Source organism: Burkholderia sp. Bp9142 (assembly GCF_003853415.1).
GTDB lineage: Bacteria > Pseudomonadota > Gammaproteobacteria > Burkholderiales > Burkholderiaceae > Burkholderia.
Genome location: NZ_QTPP01000008.1, coordinates 136,085 through 158,772, shown reverse-complemented (window position 1 = coordinate 158,772; position 22,688 = coordinate 136,085). Strand labels below are relative to the sequence as shown.

The window sequence follows — 22,688 nt, the reverse complement described above, 5'->3', positions numbered from 1 at the left end:
GTTCACCCTGGGAGTAACAGAACGTTCAATCGGTCGTCATTTATAACGCAGTTGCGACTCAGTAGAGTGCTTTCCGATGTCGTCATCCCCGACGGCAACCTGAACGAAAGGGCGCAACCATGACGCAACACACCACGCCGGTTAAGGCGGTCGTCGTCTACCACTCCGGCTATGGGCATACCGAACGCATGGCGAGGGCCGCCGCCGAGGGCGCCGGCGCCGTACTCGTCGCCATCGACGCCGACGGAAATATTGCAGAGGACGCGTGGGCTGCGCTTGCCGGCGCCGATGCCATCCTGTTCGGCTCGCCGACCTACATGGGCGGCCCCAGCTGGCAGTTCAAGAAGTTCGCCGACGCATCGTCGAAGGCCTGGTTCGACGGCGCGTGGCGCAACAAGATCTTCGGCGGCTTTACCAACAGCGCAAGCATCAACGGCGACAAGCTCAATACGCTCGAATACTTCGTGTTGCTCGCCGGGCAGCATGGCGGCATCTGGGCGAGCATGGACATCAAGCCGGCCAACCTGAAGGCCTCGATGCGCGACGACCTGAATCGCATGGGTGCCTATCTCGCGCCGATGGCGCAGACGCCGGCCGACGCGTCGCCCGGCGAGATGTCGGCGGGAGACCTCGAGACGGCACGCCGCTATGGCGCACGCGTCGCAACGATCGCCGGACAGTTTCGGGCAGGGCAAGCTCGAATCAGCTGAAATCCGGGTATGCGGGGCGTGCCGGACCGGACGCCGCCGCATTCCTTCCAGCCAATTAATCCAGAAGGAAACGGGCATGAAATACAAGCAACTGGGCCGCACCGGCCTGTATGTCTCCGAGCTGTGTCTCGGCACGATGACGCTGGGCGGCAATGCCGATGCCGGCATGTGGGCGGCGATCGGCGCGGTCGGCCAGGACGACGCGACCCGGCTGATCTCCCGCGCACTGGCCGAGGGAATCAACTTCATCGATACCGCCGACATTTACTCGTTCGGTCAGTCGGAACGCCTCGTCGGACAAGCACTGCGGGATCTCGGCGTGTCGCGCGGCGAGATCGTGCTGGCGACGAAGACGGCCGGCGTGATGGGCCCGAAACCCAACGATCAGGGCGCGTCGCGCGGCCACATCATGGATTCCGTGCAGCGAAGCCTGGAACGGCTGCAGGTCGACCATATCGACCTTTACCAGATCCATGCGAACGATTCCGTCACGCCGATCGAAGAGACGCTGCGCGCGCTCGACGATCTGACGCGCCAGGGGCTGGTTCGCCATGTCGGTGTCTCGAACTGGCGCGCCGGAAAGATCGGCAAGGCGCTCGGACTCAGCGAAGCGCTTCGTGCGACGCGCTTCGAGACGCTCCAGGCCTACTATTCGATCGCCGGACGTGACGTGGAGCGCGAACTGGTGCCGCTCGCGATCGAGGAGCGGATGGGGCTGCTCGTCTGGTCGCCGCTCGCCGGCGGATTGCTTTCGGGGAAGTTTGGTCCCGGGGCGCCGACCGAAGAAGGGTCGCGGCGCAGTCACTTCGATTTTCCGCCGGTCGATCTCGAGCGGGCCTGGCCGTGCGTCGCAGCGATGCGCGCGATCGCCGATGAGCGAGGTGTCTCGGTCGCCCGGATCGCGCTCGCATGGCTACTCGCCCGGCCGCATGTCACGAGCGTCATCATCGGTGCCAAACGGGTCGAGCAACTCGACGACAATCTCGGCGCGGTCGATGTCGTCCTGACCGACGACGAGCTTGCGCATCTCGACGCCGTGAGTGCCTTGCCGCCCTGTTATCCCGGCTGGATGATCGATCGTCAGGCGGCGGGCAGGCTCCCCCGGCCGTTCACGCGCGCCGCATCGCAATAGGACCGGCAACGCCGGATCCAGCCCTTTGCGTCAAAGCGATGCCCCGCCGCACATGACGATCTGCTGCCCCGTGATCGCGCTCGCGTCCGGGCTCAGCAGGAAGCCGGTCAGCGCGGCGACTTCCTCGGGCGTGATGAATCGCCCGATCGGCGGAAGGCGGGGAGGCGTTGCCGCGCGCGCCGGATCACGCAGGAACGGCGTGTCCGTCGCGCCGGGCGCGACGACATTGACGGTGATGCCCTTCGGCGCGAGTTCCGCCGCCCAGGACCGCGCCAGGCCCACCAGCGCGGATTTGGTCGCCGCATACTGGCTGCGCGTGGCCGCGCCGCTGGCGGTGCGGCTGCCCAGCAGCACGATGCGTCCGCCGGCGGGCATCCGCGGCACCAGACGATCGGCGAGAAAGGTGGCGGACTCGACGTGCAGGCGCCACATTGCCGTTCCGTCCTCGTGTGACAGCTGACCGAGCGGCGCGGTACGCATGAAACCGGCCGCATGCACCAGCGCGTCCGCCGCACCCAGTTCGTCACATACGGGCCCGAGGGCCGCGAAGTCGGTGACGTCGACCGGCACGATGTTCAGCGCATCGCGGGTCGTTTCAATGTGGGAGCGGCACAGTCCCGTGACGCGCCAGCCGTCGGACAGCAGACGGTCGACGATGGCTCGTCCGATTCCCGACGATGCGCCCGTGACGACTGCATGGCGCGAACCCGAACCCGTCTGCTCCAATTGCCCCACGATTGCTCCTGCTACGGTTGAACCTGCGTTGACCCGGCGGATGCAGGCGTCGCCTTCGTGCTGACCGCATGAACCGTGATCCGCGCCTGCGAATGGAACGGGTCGAGCTGCTCGGGCAGGGCTGCGTCATCCGTCACGAGCGTCCAGTCGCGCTCGAGCGGCGTCCAGTGCTGCTGGCTCGCGCGTCCGAGCTTGTCCGCGGTCACGAGCACGAAGACCTCGGCTGCCTGCCGCATCACGCACTCCTTCAGATACGATTGCTCGCTGCTCGCCTCGCACAAACCCAGTTCGGCGACCACGCCGTCGGCGCCGAGGAACGCCTTGTCGACGCTCAGGCGGCTTAGCGCGATCTGCGCGAGCGGCCCCATCGTACTCATGCTGGACGAGCGGACGTCGCCGCCGATCACCGTCACCGGAACACCTGACGACGCGAGCGGGCTCACGACCAGCAGGTTGTTGGTGACGACGTGAACGGCTGTCCGGCCGGCAAGCAGGCGCGCCAGCGCCGCGGTCGTGGTGCCGCTGTCGAGGAACACGGTGTCGCCGTCCTCGACGAACGCGCTCGCCGCGTGCGCGATCGCTTCCTTCTGCTCCTGCGAACTGACGCGCCGCTCCTCGAGCGAGAGCTCCGGCTCATGGCCGCCGACCGCGGCGGCGCCGCCGTACGTGCGCAGAATGCGACGGTCGCTCGCGAGCGCACGCAGATCCCGGCGAACGGTCGCTTCCGACATTCCGAAGTGCTCGCACAACGTCGCAACGTCCGTCATGCCACCGAGCACGGCCTGCAGCATCGCCTCCCGGCGCCTGGTCACTTTCATGTGCGTGAATTCCTGGTCTGATCGCATTGGCGCGCAAGTCCGCGCATCCCGACCGACAAGTTTATCGAATTGCCGCAGTGACGGGCCAGTTGCGCCGGCGGGCGTCATCGACCGCGAACCCACGCTTCGTCGACGCGCACGTACTTGATCTTCTGGCGGAACCAGGTGAAGGCGATGTGCAATGCCCCGTCGCGCGACTGCACGATGGACGGATACGAATACTCGCGGTTGCGCTGGTCCGCGGAGTTGTTGGTCATGCAGTACCCGTCGCCGATTTCCAGGTTGCGGCGGCGCCGCCAGGTCCTGCCGCCGTCTTCCGAGATGGCCAGCGACATCGGCGCGCGCGGCGCGCCCCAGAAGGCGGTGCCGCGCGCGGACGCCTTCTGGTCGCGCAGCTCGCCGCTGTCCTCCGAGTCTTCGATGTCGTCGTACAGGGACGCGCGCCGCTCGTTGCCGTGCGACGCATCGCTCTCGTTGAACACGAGTGCGAGGTGACCGTTGTGCAACACCGTGAACTGAACCGACGAGTTGTTGTTCGGCACCCCGGTCGGCTCGGGCCGGCTCCACGCGCGGCCATCCGTCGAGCGGCTCGCGTAGACGAAGTCCGCCCAGCGGCTGCGGTAAAGCGCCAGCAGCGAGCCGTCGTGCAGCACGTGAACGTTCATGTGCACGCACCCGACGCTGTCCGGTACGTCATGCAGCGCCCACGACGCGCCCTGGTCGTCGGAGACCATGACCGCGCTGACGTCGTCGTTGCCGACCCAGCGCTCGCCGGGCTCCGTGCGGCACAGGAAGACGGGGCAAATCCACGTGCCGTCGTCGAGGGCGATGATCGGCTGGCGGACGAACGTCCCCGGGCGATCGAACAGGGTTTCGACGGGGCCCCAGGTGAGCCCGCCGTCCGTCGACACGCGGCGGCGAACGATCGCGGTGTTCTGATGGCCGGACAGTTGCGCGGTGTAGATCAGCCACAGGCGGCCGTCCGGTGCGGTGAACAGCACCGGGTTCTGTTCCGAGCGGGTCGGGTCGTCCGACAGCTTCCGGGGCGGCGACCACGCGTCCGTCCCGGCCGCGAGACGCGACAGGTAGATGGAGACGTCGGGAATGCCTTCCTGGGTACCGCCGAACCAGACGCACAGCAGGTCGCCGTTGTCGAGGCAGTGCAGGTTGGCCGCGTGGTTCTGTACGCAGGCGGTCGGCAGAAACGCTTCTTGCCGTTCCGCGTCGGCATACGCCGTGCGAACGCAGTGGTCCGACGCGGTGCTCGGCGCTTCAACGAGATTCGTGCTCATGAAATGTTCTCGAGTGGCGAGGTTAGTGCGATTCGCGATGCGTGAGCGGCTTGTCGCGAAGGTTCGAGCCCTCGCCATGAAACAACAGCTTGCCGATGATCAGCACGATCGCGGGCGTCACGAGTGCGACGTACATGTTGTCGATGCCGAACGGGTTGCCGAGCAGGTACCAGGCCGTCGTGGCGACCGTCGCGACGATGAGCGCCGAGACGGCGCCGCGCTTGCCGCTGAAGAACGGCAGGTAGATGCCGATCAGCGCGACGACCGATACGGACAGGCGCAGCGCGCGGCTGAAGAACGACAGCGCGAGGATCTGCGGGACGAACAGCACGAAGATCAGCGGAAGGAAGCCGACGACCAGCGAGATCCAGCGCGTCATTCTCAGTTCGACGTCGGGCGTCGGCTTGAAGCGGGGCACATAGAAGTCCTTGACGATCAGCGAAGCGATCGCCAGCGCGACGGTGCAGACGCTCACGAAGATGGAGGCCACGAGCGACGTCGTGACGATGCCGGCCAGGATCGGGTTCATGTGCTGCAGGAACACCGGCAGCGCGTACAGGCTCTTGATGTCCGGATACAGGTACTTGGCCGCGACGCCGATGAAGCCGAGCGCGATCGCGATCGGCACGCACAGGAGCGCGGCGATCAGCGACGACGCGCGCGCACCCTCGGGGCTGCGGGTTGCCGAGATGGCCTGGATGATGAACTGCGTCGAGAAAATCGCGCCGGCCGTGCCGATGATCCATGCGCCGATCGTGCCGCCCGACAGCGACCCTGTCCACGTGAAATAGTGCACGGGCATGTTCTGCGCCATCGGCTTGATGCCGCCCGACAGCTTCCACGCGACGCCGACCAGGATGGCGATGCCGAGCAGCTTCACGGCGCTGTGGACGATCGTCAGGTACGCGACGCTCTTGAGGCCGCCCCACACGAAGTAGATGGTGCTGACGATGGCGGTGATGACGGCGGCCGTCGGCAGGTTGATGCGCATGACCGTCGAGATCGCCGCCGCACCGCTCACGTAGTTGCCGACGTTCACCACGAACAGCGCGTAGATCATGATCGCGGAGACGGCGAGTTTTGCACCGTGGCCGTAGCGCTGGGCGATGAACCCGGAGATGGTGAATTCACCGGACGCATACAGGCGCTTGGCCATGAACAGGCCGAAGAAGAGGAAGCCGATGGCTGCCGCCAGGACCGACCACGAAGCGGCGATGCCGGCCGAGAAGGCTTCCTGCGAAGTCCCGACCGTCGATTTGGCGCCGATGAATTCCGACATCAGCAGGATGGCGACCACCAGCGCGGGCATCGAGCGCCCGGCCACCATGAACTGTTCGGAATTGCGGCTGCGCAGGCGAATGCTGATCAGGCTCGTAATCACAATGTAGGTGACAACCATGCCGATGATGGTGGCTGTTTCCCAATAACTGAAGGTGGCCATCGTTTGTCTCCACGTTACCTTCGGTTGATATGCGTTCGGGTGCGTCGGGCGATCCGGCATGTTCCTGCCGGTCTCGCCCCTTGGTCGATGCGTGTCGTTACATGTGCGGCTCAGGCGGCGCTCGCCACGGGCGACGGCTCGTTGCGCCGCGTCGCGAGGTCCACGGCCTGGCGGAAGGCCTCCAGCATGCTGCGTTCGTCGGCGATGCCCTTGCCGGCGATGTCGAAGGCGGTGCCGTGGTCGACCGACGTGCGGATGACCGGCAGGCCGACCGTCACGTTCACGCCGGCTTCGAGGCCCATCACCTTCACCGGCCCGTGTCCCTGGTCGTGATACATCGCGACGACCACGTCGAAATCGCCGCGGCCCGCACGGAAGAACAGCGTGTCCGCCGGCAGCGGGCCTTCCACGTCCCAGCCGCGCGCTTGAAGGACCTGGACCGCCGGAACGATCTTCTCTTCCTCTTCGCCGTAGCCGAACAGGCCGTTCTCGCCGGCATGGGGATTGATGCCGCATACGCCGATGCGCGGATTCGCGATGCCGGCGCGAACCAGCGTGTCATGCGCGCGTTCGATCGTGCGCTGCACGAGGCCCGGCTCGATCTTGCGGATCGCGTCGAGCAGGCCGATGTGCGTCGTCACGTGGATCACGCGAAGGTTGGGCGCGACCAGCATCATCGACACCTCGTCGATGCCCGTCAGATGCGCGAGCATTTCCGTATGTCCGGGGAAAATATGGCCGCCGGCGTGCAACGCTTCCTTGTTGAGCGGGGCGGTGCAGATCGCATCGAGCTCGCCTTTCGACGTCAGCTCCACGGTGCGCGCGATGTATTGATACGCGGCGTCGCCGGCGATCGCGGAGAGCCTTCCATAAGGCAGGTCGGCCGGAATGAGCGCCATGTCGATGCAATCGACGACCCCCACGCGGAACGCGCCGTCGGACGGCCTGCCGACGGTGCGAACGTCAAGCTCGATGCCCGCCCGGCGACCGGCGTCCCGCAGGCGCGCGGCGTCGCCGATGACCACGGGGCGGCACTGCTCGTACACGGACGCATGGGCAAGGCTCTTCATGATGATTTCCGGGCCGACGCCGGCCGCGTCGCCCATGGTGATGCCGATGATGGGGCGGTTGTCCATGGCAGTTCCCTTCACAGATTGGTTTGAGCGGTATCGGCCGTCTTGCCTTCATTCGCAAGCCGGCGCCACGCGTGATGGATCGATGCGGGCTGGCCGAAGCCGCCCGCCTTGGTCACGACAGGAAGTGTCCTGCCGTGCAGCCGGCATTCGAGCAGCGGCATGCCGTCCTCGATTTCGTCGACGACCCGCAAGGCGCTCGCGCCAGCCGCGGTGAGCAGTGCGCGCGCCGTTTCGCCGCCCGTCGCGATGATCGCGCCTGCATAGCGCACTGCGGGCGCCAGCAAGGCTGCAAGACGGTTGCAGAACAGCAGGCCGTCCTGCACGGCGCCGCGCTGCGTCTGGCTCAACGAGACCACCACGTGCCGGCCGCGACGCAGGGCGTCGCATACGACCGTTGTCACGTCGCTGCGCGGGTCGTCCAGCGCGGAGACGGCGACCTCGAGCGCGACGAGGCTGGCGCCGGCGCGGGCCTTGAGGCAGTCCAGCTGCGCATGCGAGATGCTCGACATGCTGCCGACGACCGTGAGCACGGGCCCGTGCGGATCCTCGCTGCCGGCCGCCGGGCGGGTCGTGCTTCGGGTTGGCGCCAGCGTTTCGATGACGGCGGGGGCCAGGCCGGCCGAGCCCACCCAGAACACGTTGTCGAGCCTCGCCGATGCGCGGGCGATGCGTTGCAGGTCTGCATCGGACTCCGCGTCGCACACGACGGCTTGCACGCCATCGGCTTGCAGCTGCCGCATGCGTGCCGCGAGCGCGTCCGGTTCGCCGCGCACCGCGCCGATTGCCACGTGTGCGACTCGCAGATCCTCGGCCGAAAGCAGCGCAACCAGATCGGCCTTGCCCGGGATGTTCTCGTTGCGCCAGTATTCGCTTGCTTCGACGGGTACGCCGCGAACCCATTGGCGTCCATCCCGCGTGGTGCGTCCGGATGCCGGGTAAGCGGGGCAGACGATCGCCATGCCAAGGTGCGACGTCAGCGCGGCGACCTCCGCCGCGACATTGCCTCGCAGCGTGGAATCCACCTTCTTGTAGAGGCGCGTGCCGGCATGCGACAGCGACTCGACGGCGGTGATGTTGCGTCGGGCGGCCACGTCTCTCGGCGCGCGGCGCGAGTCCACGTCGACCGACAGGATGTCGACGCCGCTCGTCGGCGCCGGTGCGTGCTCCGGGTCGAGCAGGACCATCGCCGTCAGTCCGTGCCGTAGCCCGGCCACCGCGCAATCGGCCGCGCCCGACAGGTCGTCGGCGACGATCAGGAGCCGTGCTGCGTGCTGTGCGAGCGGGTTCATGGCAGCAGGCGGCGGTAGATGGACTTCATGTCGTCGAGCGTCAGCGCCTTCGGATTGTTGCCGAGCAGGCGCTTGACCTTCGAGGCCGCGAGCGCGAGCGCGTCGAGATGCGCTTCGGACACGCCGAACTTGCGCAGGTCCTGCGGAATGTCGACGGCAGCCGTCCATTCCACCATCTTGTCGATCAGCTTGCGTGCCGCGACCGCGTCCGGGTCCGTGTTCGACGCCAGGTCGAGTGCGCGCGCAACGTTCGACAGCCGGCCTTCGATCGCATCGAGATTGAAGGCCATCACGTGCGGCAGGAGCATCGCGTTCGCGACGCCGTGCGTGACGTTGAACATCCCGCCGAGCGGGTAGGCCAGTGCATGCACGGCGGCCGTGCCGGCGGCGGTGAGCGCGAGGCCGCCGTACATCGACCCGAGCATCATCGCTTCGCGTGCTTTCAGCGACTGGCCGCTTTCGTACGCGTCGACGATGTTCGCGCCGATCAGGCGCATCGACTCCATCGCATACATGTCGCTGATCGGATTCGCCTTCGTCGAGATGTACGATTCGAGCGCGTGCACGAACGCGTCCATGCCGGTCGCGGCCGTGATCGGCTGCGGCAGGCCGAGCGTCAGTTCGGCATCCAGAATGACGATTTGCGGCAGCAGGTGACGGCTGACGATCCCCACCTTCAACGATTCGTCCGGCAGCGTCACGATCGCGTTGGGGGTGACTTCGGAGCCGGTGCCGGCGGTCGTCGGCACCAGAATCATCGGCACGCCGGGGTGTTTGATGAGGTCGATGCCGAGCCAGTTGCGCAGCGGTTCGTCGTTGGTCAGCCGGACCGCGAACAGCTTCGCCGCATCGAGCACGCTGCCGCCGCCGATGGAAAGAATCGCTTGCGGTGCGAAAGGCGCGATCTGCTCCTTGTACACCGTCTCGACGTTGCCGATGGTCGGCTCCGGCTCGACGCCGCGAATGATGCGCACCTCGACGTCCTTCGCCTTGAGCGATTCGATCACGCGATCGGCGACCCCCAGCGCTTCCATCGCGGGTTGCGTGATCAGCGCGATGCGCTCGACCGGCGTATCGAGCAGCGACAGCTTGTCAGGCAGCGTGTCGAGGCTGCCGGCGCCGTGGACGATGTGCTTGACTGTCTGGAAGTGATAAGTCGTCATGCTGTTGACCTGTTTCAGTGGCCGCGCGCGGCGTCGTGGTAAAGGGAGAGCGCTTGCGCCAGGCGCTCGCGCGCGCTGTCGTCGAGCGGCTGGGCGGGAGACCGCGCGGGGCCTGCAGGCATCCCGAGCATCTGCGCGGCGGTTTTCAGCACGACGGGCATCGTGCCCAGCGCGAACGCATCGCGCAGCGCACGCAGCGATTCCTGGGCTGCGCGTGCGCCGGCAATATCGCCGGCCTGGAACTTGTTCCAGATGGACATGACGACATGCGGGACGGCATTGGTCGTCGCGGCGACCGCACCGTCGCCGCCCGCGATCAGCGTCCAGAGAATCATCGAGTCGGTGCCGGTGAAGACCGCGAAGTCGTCGCGCCGCAGGTTGATCAGTTGCAGCAAGCGATCGAAGTCGCCGCCGCTGTCCTTGATGCCGCGGATGTTCGGAATCTCGGCAAGCCGGCGCACGGTATCGACCGTCAGCGTGATGCCTGCCTTCGCGGGAATCGTATAGAGCATGACCGGAAGCGGCGTGGCCTCGGCGATCTTCCTGTAGTGGGTGTAGAGCTCGGGCTGCGTCGCGCCGTTGAAGTACGGCGTGATCACCGAAACGGCATCCACGCCGACCTCGGTCATTTTCCGGTTCAGGTCGATCACGTCACGCGTCGCATAGGCGCCGGTGCCCGCGATGACGGGCACGCGCGAGCGGGCCTGGCTGACGGCGATGCGCGCGATGCGCAGCTTCTCTTCCTCGCTCAGGGCGATGAATTCGCCATTGGTGCCCAGCACGAAGAGCCCATGCACGCCCGACTCGATGAGCCGTTCGACCAGTGCGCGCAGGCCGTCTTCATCGACGTTCTCGTCGGCCGTCATCGGCGTGATCAGCGCGGGAACGATCCCCTTGAACGAAATTGACATGCGTGCTCCATCGCGGGCGGGACGGCGGGCGCAAGCGCCGTCTCCATGGGTTAGGCAGAAATCAGCGGGGCTGGGCGCTTGCGGGCACCAGCCAGCGCAACTCGGATGACGGAACGCATCGTCCAGCGCTTCCTTCAGTGGACTTGCTTGTTTCGATCAAAATCGTTGCGCGATGCGTGCATTCTAGCTGATCACGTGACCGAATCAGTCAATGAAAACCCTGATATGATCGAATCGATCATTTTGGCGGCGCCAGAAGAGGGAAATGCGCGAATTGTTCGGCTTGGGCCGGTTGGGCCGCGGCGGGTATCGCCGGCCCGGGCTCGTCAACGACATCCGCGCGCATGCGGGGAGGCTGCGCCGATCCGCGCGGTGCGATCAGTGCGGCAACCGCTAGAATTGCGGTTTTAGCCCGGAACACGTCCATGTCTTTTGCCTCGCTAGGCCTGATCGACCCCTTGCTGCGTAATGTGCAGGACCTCAATTACCAGACACCGACGCCGGTACAGGCCAAGGCGATTCCCGCAGTGCTCGGCGGCAAGGACGTCATGGCCGCGGCACAGACCGGCACGGGCAAAACGGCGGGGTTTGCGCTGCCGTTGTTGCAGCGGCTCGTGCAACACGGCCCGGCGGTGTCCAGCAACCGCGCGCGCGTGCTGGTGCTGGTGCCGACGCGCGAACTGGCTGAGCAGCTGCTGCAAAGCTTTGTCGCTTATGGCAAAGGCCTCGACTTGCGATTTCTGGCCGCCTACGGCGGGGTGAGCATCAACCCGCAGATGATGAAGTTGCGCAAGGGCGTGGATGTGCTGGTTGCCACGCCGGGCCGTCTGCTGGATCTCAATCGCCAGAACGCCGTGCAGTTCGATCAAGTCCAGACGCTGGTGCTGGATGAGGCAGACCGCATGCTCGATCTGGGCTTTGCGCGCGAGCTCGATGCCGTCTTTGCTGCGCTGCCTGTTCAGCGCCAGACGCTGTTGTTCTCCGCCACGTTCACCGACGATATCCGCGCGATGGCGGCGAACATTCTGCGCAGCCCGGTCAATATCAGCGTCAGCCCGCCCAATGCCACGGCCAGCAGGATCAAGCAGTGGGTGGTGCCGGTGGACAAGCGGAACAAGCCGGACCTCTTCATGCACCTGGTGGCCGAGAACAACTGGGAGCACGCGCTGGTGTTCGTCAAGACCCGCAATGGCGTGGATTACCTGGCGGCGATGCTGGATGAAGCGGGCTATGCGGTCGACACCATCCACGGCGACAAGCCGCAACCGGCGCGGTTGCGTGCGCTCGAGCGCTTCAAGACGCGTGAAGTACAGATGCTGGTTGCGACCGATGTGGCGGCGCGCGGGCTGGATATCGACGATCTGCCGCTGGTGATCAACGTCGATCTGCCGATCGTCGCGCAGGACTATGTGCACCGGATTGGCCGTACCGGGCGCGCGGGCGCCAGCGGTGTGGCGGTGTCGCTGGTGTGTGCCGATGAAGCACCGCAGCTGGCCGCGATCGAGGCGCTGATCGGGAAAACGTTGCGCCGTGAGGAAGAGCCGGGTTTTGAAGCGGAACACCGCGTGCCGGAAACCAGCGCGACGGGGCAGATCATCAAGAAGCCTAAAAAGCCGAAGAAGCCGAAGGTGCCGCAAGGTGGGGCGGGGGCTATGCCGGTGGCCGGGAAAAAGCCGCGGCCGCAAGGTGGCGAAGGCAAACGCAAGCCTGAGGGGCAGCATGCCGGGGCTGCGGGTAAAGGCGCAAGCGTGTTGAACGGTAGCCCGTTCAGCGTGCAAAAGCCGCGCGGCAAACCCGCCGGCAAGGCAGTTGCGGGGGCACGCAAGCCGACTGGCAAACCTGCCGGTGGTCGCGGCAAGCGTCAAGCCTGATTGGCGGGGACGGCTGACGCCAGCCAAGGAGCAGGCTTCCGGCCGTTGGCAGGCCGACGATACATGTTGCATCGTCGGCCATGTACGGACGTTCGGGGAGGCGATTCGTTGAGGCGGCTGCAGATCGCTTTCCGGACATTCGGAGTATCACGACCGTGAATGTCCGCTGTCATCGCCAGTGAATGCGTGTTGTCGACGCGTCGCGGTTCTTCAGGCGTACCCGCTGCGCCGAGGGCTCGCCTGGGCCGGAACATTCGCGATCCCGCGCCAGCGAGCCGAAGCGCGGATTGTGCGACAACGGGATACACACTGCCGCGAGCAGTGCGCATTCCTCGGGTGCCGACGATCAATAGGCCACGACTTCTTCGGTATTCGGCTGTTCAAGGGGCTTCCTGGATTTCGCCAGTGCCGTGATAAACAACATGGTGGCGATTCCGCCAGCAATCAGGGCAGGGTAAGCGGCCAGGATCTGGAACAACGAATACTTCCAGCTCAACGGTCGCCCGACGCCCAGCATGGCCGCATAGAACCACGAGACTGCGGAAATCACGCCCGCGAAAATGGCAAGCATACGCCGTTCAAAGGAAAGCTCCAGCAGGGACCCCACTTTCTGCAATGCCGGGAGGACCATGGAATGCAATGCGATACCGTTGAAGGTCAGCAAGGCGACGATGCCAATCTTGGCCTGCAGCTTGGGATTGTGGAGATACGTGAGACCCTGGGTCCGCATATCGAATGCAATGATCGCAATGCCGGTGACCCAAAGCACCGTCAGCGCCAACGTGACGGTGTGCTGCAGACTGGGCAGGTTGACCTGCGAAAGATCGGCGGGCGCGTCAGAATTCAAAAGCCGCTTGACCATCGCGATGTCGCTGGTCAGCACGAGACCAATCGCGACACAGCAGGCGATGAGGTGAATAAAGACGATACCCATTCGTACGAATTCCATTTTCTGTCCTCTTCAATGTTAATTGATACCGTCGAAAACCCGGTTGAATCTCCTCAGTGCATTAGGAGTGCGACGTAAATATAAAAGATCGACAATGACTCCCGCCGTCACGCCAACTTCAGTCCGGCATGACGGGAACAACTCGGCGTGCCAATGACGGCGCGTCGGGGCCTGTCGGGCTGCATGTGGTCGAATCGGTACTCATTGCGAGTTCGACCGCTGGATCAAGTCCGCACGGCGTGCGGGCTTGCAGGGTCGGATGGCGAACCACCCAGGTATCCGGTATGTCTGATATGTCGCATGAAACATCGCCCAACTGCCGGATGTTGCCGGACGACCCGCAAAATTTACGGCATGTGGTCGCAACGAATCAACCCGACTTGTTACCAAATGCAAAGAGGGTTACGAGCGGGAAATGGGCGAGACGAAGGGTTCGACCCGGGTGCGGTTCCTGCAAATCAGGAGTGCGGCGTAATGTCGCTATTTCGACCGGGGCACCGATCGACGAGCCGCTTCCTTTTACATTTCCTTGAGAATCGCTGAAGGGGTCGCAGGCAACAATGCACGTTGCGAAATTTTCATATGCGGAATAGAGCCATTTCAGCAGATCATAATCTTGCTGACGAAGCGGCTCGTGGCATCGAAGATCGGCACTCGTCATTTAAACGTAAGGGTGGACACGCGGATGACGCTTGTTGGCCGATTCCGGTTGGCCGGGAGGGGCGCTTGATCGCCGGGTTGACGAGCGATTTCGCGAAACGCCGACACCCTGCGCCGATATCATGAGTTGCGCCCAAGTATGCAAGCACCACAACCTGTATCGAGTGGTGGAACACTTTGCCCGTCAGGAACGGCATCAAGGTCAAGCATCGCCGGCGATCAGCCCGAGTGCCGCGACCGGATTTTCAGTTCGTCATGCAGATTATCTACGCCGGTGCAGGCCAACGCGATTCCCGCCGTGCTCGGCGGCAAGGACGTCATGGCTGCGGCACCGGACAGGCACGGGTAAAACGGCGGGTTTTGCGTTGCCGTTGCTGTCAATCCGGGGCACTAAAACCATATCCCGGGAGCCGGTGCAGATGCAGGATGAGCACAAAGGTTATCGCTATGGCACAGCCGACCAGGCCAATGCCTGCCAGCCTTTGATCATCCAGGAGAAAGCTGGCGCACAGCCGGGTCTCGGCGTCGTAAAACAGCATGCCTACGGTTGCGAGCATCCAGACCAGATTGCCGGCAAAGAACACGAGTACCGCCGCCGGTGCCCGTTTCAGTCCCTGCTGAAGCGCCGCGCCAGCAACCAGCAGCGAGCCATATTTCGCTGCATTGACGTCCGCATGCAGCCGTGCCAAGTCCAGCGCAAGCGGCACCATCCAGAACATGAGGCAAAGCGAGGTAGACAACAGCGGCACAAGTCCCAAGCGCATCAGCGCATCCATGGCGTGGCTGCCCGCATGGCGGCGTGAGACCAGGGCAGCTGCGGCAAAACCCGAGGCCATTAGGAGCGGAAATTGGGTCAGCATCTGGAGCGTCATGCCTGACTCGATCGCATTACGCACTGGCGCCGCAAGCAAGACAAAAGGCAGGCACAAGAGGCCCCACGCGATCCCCGAACCAAACGGATGGAACGCGTAAGGACTCTTGACGGTGGATACGGGTTTCATCGCCCCGCCTTTTGCGCTGCGCGTTGCGCCACCTGCAACGCCTGGCCAAATTCGGCGTAGTTACACAGACCAAGCACCACGCCACGTTGGTCGATCACATGGATCTCCCCGTTGTGCACGAAGCCGCCCATCCCGTCAGGAATGGCTATCACATTGAGCGCACGCAGCAACGCGGATTGTCCGGTGGTCGTCAGCGGCGCGGTGACGCGCCAAATGCGGCCATCGGCGCGCTGCCGTGCCTCATAGGCAGCGAGACTCGGAGAATCGTCGCGCCCGGCATCGATGGAGATGGAAAGAAGCCTGACCCGCCGATCCAGGCCCTGCGCTTCGATAGCGCGCTGAAGCTGGAGGAACTCCGGACCGAGCGCGTTGCAGACCGAGTTGCAGCGTGTATAGATGAAATCCACGAGATAGACCACGCCAGACGTCGACGCCACACCCCATGGTATGAATGGATTGCCACGCGCATCGCGCAGGCTCACTGCCGGGGCCATCAGTTGTTCCGTCGCCGCCATCGCGCCGCGACGCGCGTCCAGCGTCCATACCTGCATGCCCCGCGTCAGCCACGAGAGCAGGACAACAAACGCCACGCACAATACCAGGCAGCCAAAGGCCGCCGCGCGCAGGCTCGGCGGCTGGCAGCGTGCCGGAGATTCCATGGCTGTCGATTCCATCGGTCGTGACGTCACTACTTGAGTGCGTTCAACTCCTTGTCGCCATCGAAGGGGCTCGCCTTGTCCTTGGTGGCGGCACGTACCTGGCCGACCAGTTCCGCCGTCAGCGGTGGCGCGCTGTTGCCCCACTGGCTTCGCGCATAGCTGAGCACGGCGGCAATTTCGGCATCGCTGAGCTGGGCCGCGAACGGCGGCATGGCGCCATTGAACGTGTTGCTCTTGACCGTCAGCTGGCCGGTGATGCCATGCAGCACGATCGCCGCCACGGTCTCCGGCTTTCCCTGGACCCACTCCGAGCCCGCCAGCGGCGGAAACACGCCGGGCAGCCCGAGCCCGGTCCCCTGGTGGCAGGCCGCGCAGTTCGCCGAGAACACGGCCGCGCCATCCACTGCGCCGCCGCTCGCGGCTTTCTTGCCGCCCAATGCGCCGACGGTGCGCCCGTCGCCCAGTTCGGCCGGAATGTTGATCGGCGCCCGCGCAATGTAGTAGAAGCCCCAGACGATCAGCAAGGCCACGAGTACCAGAACGGCTCGCGGAATCGGGGTATGGCTTTCATGGGGGTCCGCTAGCTCCCGCTGCTCCTGCCGGGAGGGCTGAATCGGTGGGGGTGTCTCTGGCATGGCGTGGGTTCCCGGCAGTCGGCAGCGCTGGCAGCGCGCTATTGGCAATGCACTACTGGGCCGGCTTGCCCGCGGCGTCGCCGGCCGTGGGAAGCGCGGAGTAGGTGTGATCGAGCGCCTTCAGGTACGCAACCAGGTCGAGCGCTTCAGGCGTTGCCACCACCACCTTGCCCGGCGGCGCGGCGCCGGGCGGCAACGTCAGCGCCTTTTCCCCGGGGTCGACGGCGTCCTTGACGTCGAACAGGAACGGATAGCTCGGCATGATGCTCTGCGGCACATAGGCGCGCGGCTGGTACAGGTGGCCGAGGTGCCAGTCCGCACTGGGCTGGCGGGCGCCGATGTTGAAAAGGTCCGGCCCGGTGCGCATGGTGCCCAGCAGGTGCGGATGATCGTAGTAGTAATCGGCCGCAACCGATGCCCGGCCCCATCCGCGTTTGCCATCAGGGGCGAAGGATGGGTCCCGCGGCTGTTGCGAATGGCAGTAGATGCAGCCGTTGCTGATGTAGACCTGCCGGCCCCGGAGTTCGGCCGACGTATAGGGCTTCAGCCCCGCGGCGGGCTTCACGTCCCGCAACTGCATGTAAGGCATCACCACCAGCGCGCTGGTGGCCAGGGCCAGCATGACCATGCCGGCGCCAATCAGCAAGGTGATATTGCTCATGAATCGGCTCCCGCCTCTTCCAGTCGGGCAAGCGCGAACATCGCGGGCTTGTCGCGATTGGGGCCCAGCCCAAGGATGACGCAGATGAAGTTGGCAATGAAGAACAGATGCCCCAACACCATCAACCCACCGCCCAGCGAGCGCGCCCGCAGGTAAGGTACCGTCAGCGTGACCGAATCGATAAATGGCTTCGACGCGTCGAGCATGACCAGACCCTGCAGCGTTCCCGCAATGGTCAGGCTGATGAAATAGATTGCGATGCCCAGCGCTACACACCAGAAATGCGCCGCGATCAGACCAGGGTAAGGCCACTCGCGCTGCGTGACGCGCGGCACGATGAAATAGATCGAACCGAAGAAGACGAAGCTCACGAACGCGTAGAGCCCAAGGTGAGCATGCGCCACCGTGTAGTGCGTGAAATGGGTGATCGCGTTGACGCTGCGCAGGGCCTCGAACGAACCCTGGAGCGAACTCAGCGTGTACATCATCCCGCCCAGCGTCACGAAACGCAGCGTCGGCGAATGCAGCAGCGCGCGGAAGTGGCCGCGCATGGTTTGGTGGAGGTTCACCGAGAACGCAATGACGGGGATGATCATCATCACGCTCTGCACGATCGACAGCGTGACCATCCAGCCTGGCACCGGCCCGCCGATCAGATGATGGCCGCCCACCTGCCCGTACAGGAATGCAAGCGTCCAGAAGCCGAGCAGCGACAGTCCGTATGACTGGATCGGCCGGCCGATGATCTTCGGCAGGAAGTAATAGATCGACGCCAGCGCGAGCGGCGTGTAGAACAGGCCGAGCACACTGTGCCCGAACCACCAGTTCGTGGTGGCCTGCTCGACTCCGAAATGCACATAGGGGATCTTGGCAACGAGATACAGCACCGGGAACCAGAACAGCGCGCATCCCATGTACCAGACGGACACGTACAGATGGGTGACCCGGCTTGCCAGCAACGTCAGTACCAGCGGCAACCCGATCAACGCTCCACCGACAGCGAAAACGATGCCGATCTGCCAGGGAATCTCGAGCCATTCCATGCCGTCGGTGATCCCCACCGCAATGCTTCCGAGGCCGGCGACCACGCCGGCGTTCCACATCATGGCGCCCAGGATCGCGTAGTTGCCGCCCACCAGGCGCGTCTTCAGCACCCGGGGCAGCACGAACAGCGCAATGCCGAGGCCGGCCATCGGCGCCCAGCCATAGGCCACGGCGTTCAGATGCACGGTGCGGATGCGTCCGAACGACAGCCAAGCCTGCGAGGCCAATGCATCGGGCATATGCAGCTTGAGCGAAGCGGTCAGCCCGCCCAGGGACGCCACCAGCAGCCACACCATCGCGCTGCACAGGAAGAAGAACACCACGAGGGAAGTGGAGCGGTCCGCCTCGGCCCGTGCCACCATTTCCGAATCGGGTATGGCGGATGGCGCCGGCATTTCCGTGGGCGTCGTGACCGCCTGCAATGCCGCTCGCTGCTGGCCGGTGGCCGACGGCTCCTCGGTGCGGCCGATTTCCCCGGAGGCGAATATTACTTCGGCCGACTTCTGCGAACCGTCCAGCCATCCATAGCGAAGGCTGACGATAAACGTGATCAGACCTATCGTGGACACAACGAAGGCCGACAACAGAATCGAGACTGTGCTCATGGAACGCTCCCGAGATTCAATCGTCTTCTGATCGATACAGCCGAACCGTTGCAGACAGAGACCGCAAGCGACTCTGAATCTACCCAATCTAGTTTCAAACACCGAGAAATGCATAGGGCAATTTTCGGGGGCGTAACGTCGATTCGATAACGCGAATCATTCTCGCAATATCCCGACTGGATGTTCGGCATCATCGCCGGTGTCGTGCTTGCCATCGTCTGTCATCTGATACTGCAACGCGTCGCGGCCGGCTACTGGCTGGGCGCGCCGGCCCTTGCGTACCTCGCGCTGGTCGCCATCTTCTCCGTCGTTACCTGACTGCTGATCTGACCACCCTTGGCTGACCATCATGACGACCGCGGGCAACGAAAAGAGCAAGACCTGACTTGCCATCGCGCTAGTCCTTGTCATGCCGGTGCTGCCGGCGCTGGTGATCTGGATGATCGACCGCACGCCGCGCACCGACGATGCCCACGTCGATGCCGATGCGATCGACGTCGTCCAGGAGGTGAACGGCCGCATCGTCAGGATTGCGGTGCGCGACGTCGCCATGACCGGCACGCGTCCGGAGGCGCTCGACAACGAGGCAAGGCTGCAGCAAAGCAAGGTGCAGGCGGTAGCCTCCCCCCGGGACAATGCCGAGGCCCGCTACCAGCGGGGGCTTGCCAGCCGCTATCTGGCCATTGAAGCGCGGCAGCCCCTGATCGGCGAACAGATCGCACTACTGAACGTCAATGGCCGGAAGATCAGCGAGGCTATCGCACTGACCAAGGCACTCGGCGGCGGCTACCGCGCCGGGCCGCCGGTTGCGCCCGGGGCCGCGCTGAGCGATACGTGGCGGTCCGCCTGCCTGACGTGGCCGGATGCCTGCGCGGTGCGCCGCCGCCTGAACGCCATAGACCGCTGCCGCCGTCACGAGTCCGGTGATCAGGACACCATGAAACCCGAGCAACACCGCAACGAAGCGGCCCAGATCGGTGGTAGGTATCACGTCGCCGTACCCGATCGTCAACGCGGTGATCGCGCAAAAATAGGCCATCTGGCCCGGGGTGGCCGGTGTTCGCGTGGCGGTATCAACGGCCCCGCCGACGTAGTACATGACGATCGACAACACGATGTATGCGGTCAGCAGAATGAACAGCAGCCCGCGCAGATGTGAAAGCACGCTTGCGAATTCGCCAATCGCATGGCGTGGCTGGATGCGTGCGTAGGTAGTGGGGTCTTCGCCGGAATTGTCCATATGGCCCTCATCGGAAGATTCTTTTTTTGAGTTTTGGTCAGGAGAGCCTAGACTCTCTTTCCATAAGGTGCGTGGGTAAATCGCCTTCCCGTGACGCAGGAAAGCATCTTCTCCGATCTCAAGGTCGTTGACCTGGCTTCGTCAAGGCGGTGCAGATGTCTGAACTTGAAGCCGACCCGCATTTTGCGGACGGCAAGCTGCGCATCAAAAGTTCTGAAGGAGACCGCGGCTTTCATGTCGCGCAATTGACGGACATAGAAATTGTTGCCGGCGCAGCGAACTCTGGACCAGCCGAGGAAAATGTTGCTCGCCGACTGTAGCAGGTGCTGTCAGCTGACCACCCGCTCGCCGTGGTCGGGAAATGTGTTCGCCGGCAGGTAGTCCTCCAGAACGAACGCGCGCGCCTCCTTGACCTGCAAAAAGAGCGGGGTCTTCCCATCGGCCATGAAGAGCGCCTCATAACAGCGCGTGCTGACCGACCCAACGCCGATCACGCGCACCGCCATGTCGAGCATCTCGTAACGGACAAGCAGCGCGCGCTGCGCACCGGGCAGCGTCAGGCGATACTCATCCGGTTGCGCAGGTGCCGGCGTCGAATGATGCTCAAAATGGCCACGTCGACCACGCCGAACTTCCGCCCGTTGTAACCGCTTTCCCCTTCGCGTCATTCGTTACCGGCGCGACTTCCTCCAGCGCCTGCCGCCTCGTTTCGACCCGCAGCAGCCCGGTTGCGACACACGGCACGGCGAGCGTCGCGCTGACCCTCGCGACCACGCCTGACAACCCAGGCGTGGTGATCGTATAGCGCTTCGATGGTCGGATGAGCAGCCGCGCGTCGATCAGCGCAAAAAGTCTCGGTCAAACAGCGCCCGATGCATGCAACGCGCGAGCCTGTTCATCGGCATACCCGAGCTCGCGTGGCCCCCCGAGTCGATCGGCTCACCCGCGCGCCAGCGCGCCGGCATGACGTGCGCAAACGTTGGCTGTCGGCAGGTTGTATGAACCGCGATATTGACACTACACTGATTATCGGCCGGTGCCGTGACACGCAGCTGTCCATTCAACACGCATCACAGTACTAATTAAACGCGTGCCAACAATCGCCATCGAGGATGGTTGTCTTGTTCCTCAATATCCAGCGGGGGGGAAGTGGCGATGAAATTCGGGGCTGCGCATCATCCGTCAACGGTTTGCTAGCCGAACGGCGCGCGCATGAGCACGACCGGCGGCATTTACGCGACCTCACTCGGGCTGCACGGCTCGAGCCCGGCGATGACCGACCTGCGCCGCTATCTGGCGAAGGTCGCGCAGACCGATACGACGGTGCTCGTGACCGGCGAGACCGGCACCGGCAAGGAGCGCGTCGCCACCGCCGTCCATCACCTCAGCACCCGGACCGACAAGCCGTTCATCGCGGTGAACTGCGCCGCGGTGCCCGACAGCCTGTTCGAATCCGAGATGTTCGGCCATGAGCGCGGCGCCTTCACCAGCGCCCAGCACGCGTTTCCCGGCCGCTTCGTCGAGGCCGACGGCGGCACGCTGTTCCTCGACGAAGTCAGCGAGATGCCGCCCGCCGTCCAGGCCAAGCTGCTGCGCCTGCTCGAAGACCGCACGGTGATGCCGGTCGGCTCGCTGCGCCGGCGCCCGGTCGATGTCCGGATCGTGGCGGCCAGCAACGAAAGCCTGGAGGAACTTGTCGCAGAACGCCGTTTCCGCGCCGACCTGTTCTATCGCCTGAACGTCGCGCGCATCGAGATTCCGCCGCTGCGGGAACGGCCGGAGGACATCGCGTCGATCGTCGATCACTTCGTCGCCGAACACAACCAGCGGCGGGCGATGCGGGTGGGGCGGCCCGATCCGGCGCTGCTCGAATGCATGCGGCACTACCGGTGGCCGGGCAACGTGCGCGAGCTGCGCAACCTGGTCGAGGCGTTGTTCATCGACGCGCCGGAAGGGCGCCCGTTCGGGCTGGGCGACCTGCCGCCGGCGTTTCGCCGCCTGTTCCTGCAGGACTTTTCCGCCGGCGAACAGGAGCGCGAACGGCTGGTCTCGGTACTGCGCGAAACCAACTGGAACAAGATGGAAGCGGCGCGCCAGATGAACTGGTCGCGCATGACGCTGTACCGCAAGCTGGCCAAGTACAACCTGGACGCCGGCAACACTGCATCGGTGTAACAGCCCCGGCTGTCACATGGTACAGCCCGGCAGCGTTCGCGCATTCCGCCCCGGCCGGGAAATTCCACGGCAAATCATGCGCTTGCGTCGGCACGCGCAGGTTGGCCCGCTCCTTGCGAAGACGAACGGACAGACCGCCCGTCGCCATGCAAGGAGGCCGTCGTGCACGTCATCGAGCCACTTCAGGACGCCCCGCCGGACCCGGCCCAGCCGGCCGGCCAGCCACGGCCGCTGCTCGCCAGTTATGCGAACTATTTCGAGGTCGGGCATAACGCGTTCGAGTTCCTGATCGATGCCGGGCAGGTCGAGCCGCAGTCCGGCAACGTCCAGTTGATGAGCCGCGTCGCGATCAGCCCGGTGCACGCCAAGCTGCTGGCGCAACTGCTGGCGCGCGCGATCGCCCAGTTCGAGGCGACACACCACGCAATCCCCGACATCGGCGACCCGGAACCGGATCTGGCGATTCTTCCCCCGCAGGAATTCGAACGGCGCGCGATCGATGCGCGCAGCAAGCCGATGCTCGGCGGCCGTCGCGACGAGCCCGATCAAAACCAGAGCTGA

The 22,688-nt window shown here is 64.7% G+C and carries 21 protein-coding genes and 2 pseudogenes; 7 read left to right on the top strand and 16 right to left on the bottom strand.

Annotation, left to right across the window (positions count from 1 at the left end; genetic code table 11):
* The first annotated feature begins 119 nt into the window (after positions 1–119).
* Positions 120–710: a flavodoxin family protein gene (locus tag DIE22_RS11780; protein WP_124497343.1), complete on the top strand. Its 591-nt coding sequence runs from the start codon at positions 120–122 to the stop codon at positions 708–710.
* Positions 711–786: 76 nt separating this feature from the next.
* The gene (locus DIE22_RS11775; RefSeq protein ID WP_124605151.1) at positions 787–1,842 is read left to right on the top strand and encodes an aldo/keto reductase; all 1,056 of its coding nucleotides are present in this window, start codon (positions 787–789) and stop codon (positions 1,840–1,842) included.
* 30 nt (positions 1,843–1,872) lie between these two features.
* Here DIE22_RS11775 and DIE22_RS11770 read toward each other — a convergent pair whose 3' ends face one another.
* The 8 genes from DIE22_RS11770 to dapA all read right to left on the bottom strand — a co-directional run bounded on the left by DIE22_RS11770 (position 1,873) and on the right by dapA (position 10,627).
* On the bottom strand, positions 1,873–2,577 hold the full coding sequence (locus DIE22_RS11770; protein ID WP_124605150.1) for an SDR family NAD(P)-dependent oxidoreductase: 705 nt from the start codon (positions 2,575–2,577) through the stop codon (positions 1,873–1,875).
* 11 nt (positions 2,578–2,588) lie between these two features.
* A complete protein-coding gene (locus DIE22_RS11765) occupies positions 2,589–3,395 on the bottom strand; it encodes a DeoR/GlpR family DNA-binding transcription regulator (RefSeq protein ID WP_124605149.1) in 807 nt (268 codons plus the stop codon).
* Between the two features lie 104 nt (positions 3,396–3,499).
* Positions 3,500–4,687: an exo-alpha-sialidase gene (locus tag DIE22_RS11760; protein ID WP_124605148.1), complete on the bottom strand. Its 1,188-nt coding sequence runs from the start codon at positions 4,685–4,687 to the stop codon at positions 3,500–3,502.
* 22 nt (positions 4,688–4,709) lie between these two features.
* On the bottom strand, positions 4,710–6,128 hold the full coding sequence (locus tag DIE22_RS11755; protein ID WP_124605147.1) for a sodium:solute symporter family protein: 1,419 nt from the start codon (positions 6,126–6,128) through the stop codon (positions 4,710–4,712).
* Positions 6,129–6,238: 110 nt separating this feature from the next.
* Positions 6,239–7,264, bottom strand: coding sequence for a 4-hydroxythreonine-4-phosphate dehydrogenase PdxA (gene pdxA, locus DIE22_RS11750; protein WP_124605146.1), 1,026 nt, complete (start codon positions 7,262–7,264; stop codon positions 6,239–6,241).
* An 11-nt stretch (positions 7,265–7,275) separates the two neighbouring features.
* A complete protein-coding gene (locus DIE22_RS11745) occupies positions 7,276–8,553 on the bottom strand; it encodes a four-carbon acid sugar kinase family protein (protein ID WP_124605145.1) in 1,278 nt (425 codons plus the stop codon).
* Complete coding sequence (locus tag DIE22_RS11740) at positions 8,550–9,716, bottom strand: iron-containing alcohol dehydrogenase (RefSeq protein WP_124605144.1); 1,167 nt, start codon at positions 9,714–9,716, stop codon at positions 8,550–8,552. Before DIE22_RS11740 ends, DIE22_RS11745 begins: the two co-directional genes overlap by 4 nt.
* Before the next feature lie 14 nt (positions 9,717–9,730).
* Positions 9,731–10,627 (bottom strand): 4-hydroxy-tetrahydrodipicolinate synthase, encoded by an 897-nt coding sequence (gene dapA / locus DIE22_RS11735; protein ID WP_124497351.1) that lies wholly within the window; start codon positions 10,625–10,627, stop codon positions 9,731–9,733.
* A 425-nt stretch (positions 10,628–11,052) separates the two neighbouring features.
* Between dapA and DIE22_RS11730 the strand changes: the two genes are divergently transcribed.
* Complete coding sequence (locus DIE22_RS11730; RefSeq protein WP_185640600.1) at positions 11,053–12,498, top strand: DEAD/DEAH box helicase; 1,446 nt, start codon at positions 11,053–11,055, stop codon at positions 12,496–12,498.
* Positions 12,499–12,844: 346 nt separating this feature from the next.
* Here the strand turns inward: DIE22_RS11730 and DIE22_RS11725 are convergent, their stop codons facing one another.
* Positions 12,845–13,447, bottom strand: a complete 603-nt coding sequence (locus DIE22_RS11725; protein WP_124497353.1) for a hypothetical protein — start codon at positions 13,445–13,447, stop codon at positions 12,845–12,847.
* Positions 13,448–14,375: 928 nt separating this feature from the next.
* Between DIE22_RS11725 and DIE22_RS38500 the strand changes: the two are divergent.
* Positions 14,376–14,484: pseudogene (locus tag DIE22_RS38500) on the top strand (DEAD/DEAH box helicase); the annotation flags it as partial.
* Here DIE22_RS38500 and DIE22_RS11715 read toward each other — a convergent pair.
* From DIE22_RS11715 to DIE22_RS11695, 5 genes are read right to left on the bottom strand one after another with little or no spacing between them, the layout of a single operon-like run.
* Positions 14,485–15,108, bottom strand: coding sequence for a hypothetical protein (locus tag DIE22_RS11715; protein ID WP_124605142.1), 624 nt, complete (start codon positions 15,106–15,108; stop codon positions 14,485–14,487).
* Positions 15,105–15,767, bottom strand: coding sequence for an SCO family protein (locus DIE22_RS11710; protein ID WP_124497465.1), 663 nt, complete (start codon positions 15,765–15,767; stop codon positions 15,105–15,107). Before DIE22_RS11710 ends, DIE22_RS11715 begins: the two co-directional genes overlap by 4 nt.
* A 29-nt stretch (positions 15,768–15,796) precedes the next feature.
* Positions 15,797–16,402, bottom strand: a complete 606-nt coding sequence (locus DIE22_RS11705) for a c-type cytochrome (protein WP_124497355.1) — start codon at positions 16,400–16,402, stop codon at positions 15,797–15,799.
* Positions 16,403–16,454: 52 nt separating this feature from the next.
* Entirely contained in the window at positions 16,455–17,063 is a 609-nt protein-coding gene (locus DIE22_RS11700; RefSeq protein WP_124497356.1) for a cbb3-type cytochrome c oxidase subunit II, read from the bottom strand.
* Positions 17,060–18,712 carry a cbb3-type cytochrome c oxidase subunit I gene (locus tag DIE22_RS11695; RefSeq protein WP_124605141.1) on the bottom strand — a complete coding sequence of 551 codons (1,653 nt, stop codon included), beginning with the start codon at positions 18,710–18,712 and terminating at the stop codon, positions 17,060–17,062. The genes DIE22_RS11700 and DIE22_RS11695 overlap by 4 nt, the downstream gene beginning before the upstream one ends.
* Positions 18,713–18,892: 180 nt before the next feature.
* Between DIE22_RS11695 and DIE22_RS39305 the strand changes: the two genes are divergently transcribed.
* Positions 18,893–19,030: a hypothetical protein gene (locus tag DIE22_RS39305; protein ID WP_124497358.1), complete on the top strand. Its 138-nt coding sequence runs from the start codon at positions 18,893–18,895 to the stop codon at positions 19,028–19,030.
* A gap of 403 nt (positions 19,031–19,433) precedes the next feature.
* Here the strand turns inward: DIE22_RS39305 and DIE22_RS11685 are convergent, their stop codons facing one another.
* Positions 19,434–19,811: a potassium channel family protein gene (locus DIE22_RS11685; RefSeq protein ID WP_260426656.1), complete on the bottom strand. Its 378-nt coding sequence runs from the start codon at positions 19,809–19,811 to the stop codon at positions 19,434–19,436.
* A gap of 188 nt (positions 19,812–19,999) precedes the next feature.
* Positions 20,000–20,620, bottom strand: a pseudogene (locus tag DIE22_RS11680) (DUF2252 family protein).
* A gap of 544 nt (positions 20,621–21,164) precedes the next feature.
* Between DIE22_RS11680 and DIE22_RS11670 the strand changes: the two are divergent.
* The gene (locus DIE22_RS11670) at positions 21,165–22,127 is read left to right on the top strand and encodes a sigma-54-dependent Fis family transcriptional regulator (protein ID WP_124497361.1); all 963 of its coding nucleotides are present in this window, start codon (positions 21,165–21,167) and stop codon (positions 22,125–22,127) included.
* Positions 22,128–22,289: 162 nt separating this feature from the next.
* Entirely contained in the window at positions 22,290–22,688 is a 399-nt protein-coding gene (locus tag DIE22_RS11665; protein ID WP_124497362.1) for a DUF3467 domain-containing protein, read from the top strand.